The sequence below is a fragment of the Hydrogenophaga sp. genome (genome assembly GCF_051007235.1).
In the GTDB taxonomy this organism is placed as follows: Bacteria; Pseudomonadota; Gammaproteobacteria; order Burkholderiales; family Burkholderiaceae_C; genus Hydrogenophaga.
This window is the reverse complement of the sequence record NZ_JBPCSJ010000545.1, coordinates 1-3,526: the sequence shown is the minus strand read 5'-3', so window position 1 is coordinate 3,526 and position 3,526 is coordinate 1. Positions and strand designations below refer to the sequence as shown.

Genomic DNA, 3,526 nt, shown 5'->3' with positions numbered 1-3,526 from the left:
GCCCGCGGCGCCGTGGCGTCGAAGCGCAGGTAGGCGTGCTGGTCGTTCAGCGCGTCAATGCGCCAGTGGGCGGGCACGGGCTGCGGCGAGCCGCCCTGCCTCCTGTGCGGCAGGTGCGAGCGCCACACGGGCTGCGGCAGGTCCAGGTCGTACGACACATCGCGCTTGCCCATGGAGAGCAGCGCCAGACCCGGTTCGGGCTGGCTCTGCACGCAGGCCAGCACCTCCAGCGCGGGCTTCAGGGTTTCCTTCAGGTTCAACCGTTCGCCCACGCAGCACAGGTAGCGCGTGTAGCGCTGGTGGTCGTGTGTGAGGTAACAGCCCGAGCGCAGCACGCCGCGCACCGGGCGACCAAGCGCGGGGGTCAGGCGTTCGGCCACCAGGTCGAAGATCGCCGAGCCGCCGGCAGTGAGCACGATCTCTTCGTGCGCGAACCAGCCCTGTGCGATGGCCTCGCGGGCGATGGCGTCGACGCGGTCCATCAGGCCTTGCACGGTGGCACGGTCTTTGGCGTGGTCGCAGTGCGCGGTGGTGCCCTCGTAGCACTCGATGCCCGCGAGTTGCAGCACCGGGCTGGCGGCGATGCGGGCGGCCGCCTGCAGTGCCTCATCGGCCGTGCGGGTGCCGGTGCGCTGGCCGGCGAGGCCCAGTTCCAGCAGCACCTCGAACCGGCCCTGGAATGCGCGGTCAGCGGCCCAGGCTTCGATGGCGTCCACCTGCCCGACCGAATCGACGAGGAACATCGAGCGCAGACCCGGCCGTTCGGCATGCAGCGTCGCCAGCGCGTCCAGCTCGGCGCGCTGGATCACCTGGTTGGCGATCAGCAGCACCGGCACGCCATACCGCGCGCCGACCGCCGCCTGGAACACGGTGGCGAAGCTGATGCCCCAGGCACCGGCGTCCAGCTGCAGCTGCCACAGCTCGGGCGACATGCTGGTCTTGCCGTGCGGCGCCAGGTGCAGGCCGCGCTGCGCGCAGAAGTCGCGCATCCAGTGCAGGTTGTGTTGCAGAGCAGACTGTTTGAGCACAGCGAGCGGCAGGGCCAGGTCGCCGCGCAGCAGCTGCCAGCCTTGCGCGGGAACCTGCTCGCGCGTGAGCGACGCGCCCGCGGTGGGGAAACCTTTGAGGTGGGGGCCGAAGACGGCGTCGGAAGTGTTCATGGGTGGTTCAGTCCAGCGGCCAGTGCAGGGCCTTGGGCAGGTGTTGGGGCGGGTGCTCGGGTTCGCCCGCGGGAGGTTGACCGGGCTGGGTCTCGACGCGCCGCCACCAGGGGTCGGTGCGCTCGACGTGCGCGGGTTCCACTGCTTGCCCGAGTTGTGGCATCAGCAGCGGTGTCCCGTTCTGCTCGGCCAGCGCATGCAACACCTCGGCGGGCTGGTCCCAGGCGTGCATGGCCAGGCTGAAGGTGCCCCAGTGCACCGGCAGCAGCACGCCCCCGCCCAGCATCTGGTGCGCTTTCATCGCGTTGTCCGGCCCGAGGTGGATGTCGCCCCAGGCGGGGTGGAAGGCGCCGATTTCCAGCATCACCAGATCGAACGGTCCCAGGCGCTCACGAATCTCTCCGTAGGCATCAGTCAGGCCGGTGTCACCGCTGAAGAAGACGCTGTGTTTCGCCGACCGGATCACCAGCGAGGACCACAGCGTGGCGTTGCGGTCCTTCAGGCCGCGGCCGGAGAAATGCTGCGAGGGCGCGGCCGTGACCGTGACATCGCTGCCGGGCAGGCGGTGTTCTTCCCACCAGTCCAGCTCGGTGATGCGCTCCGCCGGCACGCCCCAGGCCTGCAGGTGCGCGCCCACGCCCAGCGAGGTGACGAAGGGCACGCCGCGCTGGTTGAGTTCACGCACCGTGGGGTAGTCGAGGTGGTCGTAGTGGTCGTGCGAGACCAGGGCCGCGTCCACCGCCGGCAGCTCCTTGACCTTGAGCGGCACGGGCTGGAAACGCTTGGGGCCGACCAGGGTGGACGGCGAAGCGCGTGGACCCCACACGGGGTCGGTCAGCAGGCGCTTCCCGCCGATCTCGACCAGCACCGTCGAGTGGCCCAGCCAGGTGGCGCGCAGGCCGCTCTGCGGCACCCGGCGCCAGCCCTCGCGCGGGTCGGTCGCGGGCAGCGGGGCGGTGGGCACGCGGCGTTCGCCGCCCCACAGAAAGTCTTTCACGCTCGGGAACGGCGCGGCGGGATCGCGCAGCCCCGGCGCCACCGGGTACACGTTGTGGAAGCCCTGACCGCGCCACTGGGCCGAGGCCTGCATGCGCTCCAGCCGCTGGCCGTCGGCCCGTTTGCCCATCGACTTCATGGCCATCCTTTCAAAGATCCGCCATTCTGGCGACTGGGCGCCGCCCGGCACGCCGTGGGTGCTTTGTGCGCGTCAGGTCTTCTTTTTGCGCTCTGCTGCGCGCCGCACCTGGCGGCTCTGCCGGGCCAGGTCGCGTTCGGCCTGTTTGGCCTGCTCGGCTTCGCGCCTGGCCTTGAGGCGCTTGCCCAAGGTGCGCGCGACGAAGAAGGTGAGCGCAAAGCTTGCCAGCATCAGGAACAGGCCGACGCTGTCTGTGCTCACAGGACGCCCCTATATGCTGCGCACGGCGGGGCTGAGCGCCTGGGGATCGGCCCGGCGGTGGTCATCATTCCACCCTCGTGATGCGGTTGGGCTTGAAGCCCAGGTCGGCCGCCTTGCCCTTGCGGCCACGCGCGGCCCGGGCGTTGTTCAGGCTGCGGATCTCCAGCGTTTCGTCGCGCTCCTTGCCACCGCGCCCAATGCCTTCGATCTTCACGCTGCGCGTGTAGGCGCAGGCGCCAGCCAGCGTGTCCTTGTCTTCCAGGTCGATCAGCATCAGGCCGCGACCGCCCTTCTCCATCAGCTTGAGTTCGCCGATCTCGAAGGTGAGGATGCGGCCGCCCGTGGAGGCGCAGGCCACGTGGGTGGCCGGCAGCAGCGGCTGGCCACCCGAGGTGTGCATCGCGTGCGACGGCGCACAGATCGTCTCGCCCTCGCCCACGCTGATGAAGGCCTTGCCGGCTTTCTGGCGCGAGACCAGGTTTTCGACCGTGGCCAGGAAACCGTAGCCGCCCGTGCCGGACAGCAGCAACGTGGCGTTGGCCGGGCCGGCGAAGTAGTGCAGCGGCTGTGTGCCGGACTCCAGCTCGATCAGCGTGGTGATGGGCTGGCCGTCGCCACGCGCACCGGGCAGGCTGGCCACCGGCACGCTGTAGACGCGGCCGTTGTTGCCGAAAGTGATGAGCGTGTCCACCGTGCGGCATTCGAAGGTGCCGTACAGGCCGTCACCGGCCTTGAAGGCGAAGCTGGCGGCCTCGTGGCCGTGGCCGGTGCGCGCGCGCACCCAGCCCTTGCTGGAGATGACCACCGTGACCGGTTCGTCCACCACCTTGATCTCGGCCACGGCCTTCTTCTCGGCCTGGATCAGCGTGCGGCGCGGGTCGGCGAAGGTCTTGGCGTCGGCTTCGATCTCCTTGACCATCAGGCGCTTGAGGCTCGCCGGGTTGGCCAGGATGTCTTCGAGCTTGCCCTG

At 69.9% G+C, this 3,526-nt stretch carries 4 protein-coding genes; all 4 read right to left on the bottom strand.

The features are described 5' to 3' along the window. Positions 1-1,160: alanine racemase (locus ACR2JA_RS19435; protein WP_434010709.1), on the bottom strand; the 1,160-nt coding region annotated here is incomplete at its 3' end. Between the two features lie 7 nt (positions 1,161-1,167). Continuing rightward, positions 1,168-2,301 carry an MBL fold metallo-hydrolase gene (locus tag ACR2JA_RS19430; protein WP_434010708.1) on the bottom strand — a complete coding sequence of 378 codons (1,134 nt, stop codon included), beginning with the start codon at positions 2,299-2,301 and terminating at the stop codon, positions 1,168-1,170. A gap of 66 nt (positions 2,302-2,367) precedes the next feature. Continuing rightward, positions 2,368-2,556 carry a hypothetical protein gene (locus ACR2JA_RS19425; RefSeq protein WP_434010707.1) on the bottom strand — a complete coding sequence of 63 codons (189 nt, stop codon included), beginning with the start codon at positions 2,554-2,556 and terminating at the stop codon, positions 2,368-2,370. Between the two features lie 64 nt (positions 2,557-2,620). Beyond that, the coding region (locus ACR2JA_RS19420; RefSeq protein ID WP_434010706.1) for a DNA gyrase C-terminal beta-propeller domain-containing protein at positions 2,621-3,526 on the bottom strand (906 nt) is incomplete at its 5' end.

Excerpts from the sequence above, each read along its gene's own strand:
- ACR2JA_RS19430 (WP_434010708.1), bottom strand. The coding sequence starts at position 2,301 with ATGGCCATGAAGTCGATGGGCAAACGGGCCGACGGCCAGCGGCTGGAG.